Annotated in this window: 5 protein-coding genes; 3 read left to right on the top strand and 2 right to left on the bottom strand. The window is 67.0% G+C overall.

Going from position 1 to position 5,558, the window contains the following annotated elements; translation table 11 throughout:
* Positions 1-178: 178 nt before the first annotated feature.
* Positions 179-1,525, bottom strand: coding sequence for a tRNA (N6-isopentenyl adenosine(37)-C2)-methylthiotransferase MiaB (gene miaB / locus ACTHJF_RS05535; protein ID WP_440266235.1), 1,347 nt, complete (start codon positions 1,523-1,525; stop codon positions 179-181).
* 218 nt (positions 1,526-1,743) lie between these two features.
* Between miaB and ACTHJF_RS05530 the strand changes: the two genes are divergently transcribed.
* A complete protein-coding gene (locus ACTHJF_RS05530) occupies positions 1,744-2,859 on the top strand; it encodes a lytic transglycosylase domain-containing protein (RefSeq protein ID WP_440266234.1) in 1,116 nt (371 codons plus the stop codon).
* Here the strand turns inward: ACTHJF_RS05530 and ACTHJF_RS05525 are convergent.
* A complete protein-coding gene (locus ACTHJF_RS05525) occupies positions 2,845-4,029 on the bottom strand; it encodes a S1C family serine protease (RefSeq protein ID WP_440266233.1) in 1,185 nt (394 codons plus the stop codon). The two genes, ACTHJF_RS05530 and ACTHJF_RS05525, sit on opposite strands and share 15 nt — an antisense overlap.
* A gap of 324 nt (positions 4,030-4,353) precedes the next feature.
* On the opposite strand from ACTHJF_RS05525, the gene petA reads away from it, so the two are divergent.
* Positions 4,354-4,959: a ubiquinol-cytochrome c reductase iron-sulfur subunit gene (gene petA / locus ACTHJF_RS05520; RefSeq protein WP_431634110.1), complete on the top strand. Its 606-nt coding sequence runs from the start codon at positions 4,354-4,356 to the stop codon at positions 4,957-4,959.
* The coding region (locus ACTHJF_RS05515) for a cytochrome b (protein WP_440266232.1) at positions 4,959-5,558 on the top strand (600 nt) is incomplete at its 3' end. The genes petA and ACTHJF_RS05515, both read left to right, overlap by 1 nt.

The following is a 5,558-nucleotide window of genomic DNA, read 5'->3' as shown; positions in this document are numbered from 1 at the left end:
GGCTCCTACAGAAGATCGCGCCCTGGTCGTGGCTGCCTTGACGATGGCGTTAGCCGTGAAGCTGCGCTTCCGCCTCGCGGCTGGATTGATCCCGCCGCTGTTTGTAGGAGCCCGCTTGCGGGCGATGCTCCTGCTCTGATGCACAGCAAAGCGAAAGGCATCGCCCGCGAGCGGGCTCCTACATCGCGGCGACGGCTTCGTGGCTGTGCAGCCGGCCGCGCAGCGAGTTGCTCATCGCGTCGGTGATCAGCACGTCGACAAACTGGCCGATCAGACGGGCATCGCCAGGGAAGTTCACGTAGCGCATGTTCTCGGTGCGGCCGCTGAGTTCGCTGGCGTTCTTGCGGCTGGGTTTTTCCACCAGCACGCGCTGCACGGTGCCGACCATCGCCTCGTTGATTGCCTTGGCGTTGGCGTTGATCGCCGCCTGCAGCCGGGTCAGCCGGGCGTGCTTGACCTCGGCCGGGGTCGGGTCGGGCAGATTGGCCGCCGGGGTGCCGGGGCGCGAGGAGAAGATGAAGCTGAAGCTCTGGTCGAAGCCGACGTCGTCGATCAGCTTCATGGTCTTCTCGAAATCCTCGTCGGTCTCGCCGGGGAAGCCGACGATGAAGTCCGAACTGATGCAGATGTCCGGCCGCACCGCGCGCAGCTTGCGAATCTTCTGCTTGAACTCCAGCGCGGTGTAGCCGCGCTTCATCGCGCTGAGGATGCGGTCGGAGCCGGCTTGCACCGGCAGGTGCAGGAAGTTGGCCAGCTTCGGCACACTGGCGTAGGCCTCGATCAGCGAGTCGGAGAACTCCAGCGGGTGCGAGGTGGTGAAGCGGATGCGGCCGATCCCATCGATCTGCGCGATGGCGTGGATCAGCACGGCGAGATCCGCGGTGCCGCCGTCGTGGGTGGCGCCGCGGTAGGCGTTGACGTTCTGGCCCAGCAGGTTCACCTCACGCACGCCCTGTTCGGCGAGCTGGGCCACCTCGACGATCACGTCGTCGAACGGCCGGCTGATCTCCTCGCCGCGGGTGTACGGCACCACGCAGTAGGAGCAGTACTTCGAGCAGCCTTCCATGATCGAGACGAAGGCGGTTGGGCCCTCGGCGCGCGGCTCGGGCAGGTGGTCGAACTTCTCGATCTCGGGGAAGGAGATGTCCACCTGCGGCTTGCCGGTGGCGCGACGTGACTCGATCAACTCGGGCAGGCGGTGCAGGGTCTGCGGGCCGAACACCAGGTCCACGTACGGCGCGCGCTTGACGATCGCCTCGCCCTCCTGGCTCGCCACGCAGCCGGCCACGCCGATCAGCACGGGCTTGCCGTCGGCCTTGTGCTCCTTCCAGCGGCCGAGCTGGCTGAATACCTTCTCCTGCGCCTTCTCGCGGATCGAGCAGGTGTTGACCAGGATGACGTCGGCCTCGGCCTCGTTGTCGGTCAGCTCCAGGCCGTGCGACGCCTTGAGCACGTCGGCCATCTTGGCCGAGTCGTACTCGTTCATCTGGCAACCGTGGGTCTTGATGAAAAGCTTGCCGCTCATGGGGCGAGGTACCGTGATTCGGGTGGTAGGGCGGCAGGCCGCCGAACCGCGCAGTTTACTCGCCGGCATGCCGACCTGTCAGCAAGCGGGCGTGGCGGATCAAGCACTTGCGATGCCCGATGGCGGCGGCGCCGGAGGCGGCCCGGTGCCGCGACACGGTGCACAGCCTGGCGCTTCCACACTTGGCGATGCGGCGGGATCGCTGCACACTGCGCCGCATGACCGCTGCCACGCGCCAGAAGGGGAGCGCCGGTCGGTCGGGCTACCGCTTCCCGCATTCGTCGATCCTGCTGCGGATCGCGTTCGGCTGTGCGTTCGCGATGTTCGCGTTGTGGCCGCACGGGGTGCGCGCCGAGGTGCTGTACCGCTGCACCGGCGCGAGCGGCGAGGCCGTGTTCACCAGCAAGACCGCCGGTTACCAGCGCTGCCACCGGATAGGTGCGTATGCCGCGCCGCGGCGGACCGTCACGCCGCGCCGCGCGCCGGTGGCGCGCAATCCTTTCGCGGGCGTGGTGGCTTCGGTCGACACCACCGCCACGGCACTGTCCGCATTGCCGCCGTCGCGTCGCCTGTTCGTCGGTGTGCAGGCGTCGGTGGAGACCACGGCGCAGGTGCTGCCCGACCCGCCACGCCGGCCGGGTGTGCGCGGGCAGTGGGACTATCAGGAGTCGCGAACCGAGCTCGCCAGCGCCAGCGCAGCGGCGACGGAGCCAGGCGATCGCGTGCTGCGCGGCGCGGTGTATCGGGTCAAGAAGGCCGACGGCAGCGTGGAGTACACGAACATTGCGCCGACGCGCGACCGCGGCCACGCGGTCACGATGTTGTTCACCTATATCGCCACCTGCATGGCCTGCGACCTCCATTCGCCGATCCACTGGAACTCGGTGCGCTTGAACCTGCAGGACTACGCCAGCGCGATCCGCCAGGCCAGTGCCGATTACGGCGTCAACGAGGCGTTCCTGCGGGCGATCATCCATGCCGAAAGCGCGTTCAATCCCCATGCGCTCTCGATCAAGGGGGCGCAGGGCCTGATGCAGCTGATGCCGGGCACGGCCAGCGACATGGGCGTGCTCGATGCGTTCGACGCCGAGCAGAACATCCGCGGCGGGGCGCGCTATCTCAGCCTGCTGCTGCAGTCCTTCAACGGCAACGAAAAGCTGGCAGCCGCCGCGTACAACGCCGGCCCCGGGGCGGTGCAGCGCTACAAGGGCGTGCCGCCGTATGCCGAGACCCAGGTCTACGTCAGCCGCGTCGCGGCGCTGCGCCAGCGTTATGGGCAGGCATTGCGCCCGCCGCTGGCCGTCCGCGCCGGGATGGCATCAACCATCCAGTGAGCTGTCCGGCAGGGTAGCCGGCCGTTGCGCGATGGTCACGTTGAGGTGGAACGGGGCGCCGTTGCGCAGGCCGGTCACATCGACCGTGCTGCCCGGCTTCAGTGATGCCTCGTGGCGACGCAGTTCGGCCGGGTCGGCGATGTCGTCGTCGCCGATGCGCAGCAGGATGTCGTGCGGCTGGATGCCGGCCGCCGCGGCCGGGCCGCCGGGGTAGACCTCGGACACCTGCACGCCGCGCGCCGCCGCGGGCAGCCCGCTGTCGGCCGCCACCGGCACGAAGGCGTAGTCGGCGCCCAGCCAGCCGCGCACTACGTGGCCGGTATCGATGATCTGGTCCAGCACCTTCTTGGCGCTGTCCATGGGGATGGCGAAGCCGATGCCTTCGGCATTGGCGGCCTTGCCGATCAGCAGCGTGTTGATGCCCACCAGGTTGCCCTTGGCGTCGATCAAGGCGCCGCCGGAATTGCCCAGGTTGATCGCCGCGTCGGTCTGGATGAAGTCCTCGGGGCTGGAGCTGCTGAGCTGCCGACCGATCGCGCTGACGATGCCCATCGTGACCGTCTGGTTGAGGCCGAACGGATTGCCGATCGCCAGCACCACGTCGCCGGCGCGCACGTTGGTGTGCGGCTGGAAGTGCGCTACCGGCAGGTTGCCCGCGTCGATCTTGAGCACCGCCAGATCGGTCTCCTGGTCGGCGCCGACGACCCGCGCCTTCGCCACGCGGCCGTCGTACAGCAGCACCTGGATGTCGTCGGCATTGGCGATGACGTGGTTGTTGGTCAGCACGTAGCCATCGGCGTTGACGATCACGCCCGAGCCCAGGCTCTGCTCGCGCCGCTTGTAGGCCGGTCCGGCCGGCATACCGCCGAACAGCCGCTGCAGCAGCGGATCGGTGTACATCCGCAGGGCCTGCTCGGTGACGGTCTTGTTGGCGTAGATATTGACCACCGAGGGCGCCGCTCGGGCCACGGCGTCGGCATAGGAAAGTGTCGGTCCGGTTGTTCCGCCGTTGATGGCCGGCGTCGCGGCCGGAGCGGGTGCGGCCAAGCCGAAGCGCTCACGCAGGCGTTCGCCCGAACCGGGCCACAGCAGACTCACCACGAAGGCGAGCGCCAGCCCCAGGATCGCAAATCGGGCGATGAAGGCGAGCAGGCCGGCGGCATGTTTCATTGCGGGAGGCTTTCGTAAAATGGTGCGTGGAGACGGCGCGCGCGGCATGCTGCGGCGCGTGACCGCACCGCGCGTTTGATTGTACGGGGCAGGGGCTGACGCTACACTAACGCGATTTTTGCGGGTGCCGGATTTTGACCGGCACGTGCGAAGCAGGTCGGCCCGTCGTTGCGAGGGCGGCCGTCGCGGCCAGAACCTCGGACGTCACCGGAAGCTGCTGACGGCCCGGGGCGGCGGATTTCCGTGGCTGGTGGCTCGCTTCGCAGGTGCCAGTGGAAGCCGCCGGTCCGCACCTCAATGGCATTGCAAGTTCCGGAGAGCCTGATGGCGAACGAAGTCGTCGATCACGGCCGCCGCCGTTTCCTCACAGCAACCACTGCGGTGGTTGGTGGCGCGGGAGTCGTCGCGGCAGTCGTGCCCTTCATCAAGACGTGGGAACCGAGCGCACGCGCCAAGGCCGCCGGTGCTCCGGTGACCGTGGATATCAGCAAGATCGAGGAAGGCCAGAAGGTGACCTTCCCGTGGCGCAGCCTGCCGGTGTTCGTGGTCAACCGAACCAAGGCCCAGCTCGCCTCGCTGCCGATGGTGGATTCGCGCCTCGTCGATCCGAAGTCCGATGGTGCCTCGGCGGCCCAGCAGCCGAAGTACGCGCAGAACGAAACCCGCTCGATCAAGCCCGAGTGGCTGGTGGTGGTGGGCATCTGCACCCACCTGGGCTGCGTGCCGGACTTCGTGCCGGAGATCAAGCCCGAGCCGTTCGATCCGGACTGGAAGGGTGGCTTCTACTGCCCTTGCCACAAATCGCGTTATGACATGGCCGGCCGCGTCTTCAGCGGTGTGCCCGCGCCGAAGAACCTGCAGGTGCCGCCGTATCACTTCGTGAACGACAGCACCATCCAGATTGGCGTGGATCCGAAGGAGGCCGGCTGATGGCTAACGTATTCACCCGCATGGGCGACTGGGTCAACGAGCGCGCGCCGAACATGATGCCTGCGTACCGCAAGCACATGACCGAATACTACGCGCCGAAGAACTTCAACCTCTGGTACTACTTCGGTTCGCTGGCGCTGCTGGTGCTGGTCAACCAGATCGTTACCGGCATCTTCCTCACCATGAACTACAAGACCAGCGCGCTCGAAGCGTTCGCCTCGGTCGAATACATCATGCGTGACGTGGAGTGGGGCTGGTTGATCCGTTACATGCACTCCACAGGTGCCTCGCTGTTCTTCATCGTGGTGTTCCTGCACATGTTCCGCGGCCTGATGTACGGCTCGTACAAGAAGCCGCGCGAGCTGGTGTGGCTGCTGGGCATGCTGATCTTCCTGGTGCTGATGGCCGAGGCCTTCATGGGCTACGTGCTGCCGTGGGGCAACATGTCGTTCTGGGGCGCCAAGGTGATCATCTCGCTGTTTGGAACCATCCCTGTCATTGGCGGGACGCTGGTCGAGTGGATCATGGGCGACTACCTGCCCGCCGACGCCACACTCAACCGCTTCTTCGCGCTGCACGTGATCGCGCTGCCGCTCGTG

Source organism: Dyella sp., assembly GCF_051962475.1.
GTDB lineage: Bacteria > Pseudomonadota > Gammaproteobacteria > Xanthomonadales > Rhodanobacteraceae > Dyella_A.
The sequence above is the reverse complement of the archived record's forward strand: the minus strand, read 5'-3'. Positions and strand labels throughout refer to the sequence as shown.

Bases quoted from the DNA above. Each gene is read 5' to 3' on its own strand.
- petA (WP_431634110.1), top strand. From the start codon at position 4,354: ATGGCGAACGAAGTCGTCGATCACGGCCGCCGCCGTTTCCTCACAGCA.
- miaB (WP_440266235.1), bottom strand. From the start codon at position 1,525: ATGAGCGGCAAGCTTTTCATCAAGACCCACGGTTGCCAGATGAACGAG.
- ACTHJF_RS05525 (WP_440266233.1), bottom strand. From the start codon at position 4,029: ATGAAACATGCCGCCGGCCTGCTCGCCTTCATCGCCCGATTTGCGATC.
- ACTHJF_RS05530 (WP_440266234.1), top strand. From the start codon at position 1,744: ATGACCGCTGCCACGCGCCAGAAGGGGAGCGCCGGTCGGTCGGGCTAC.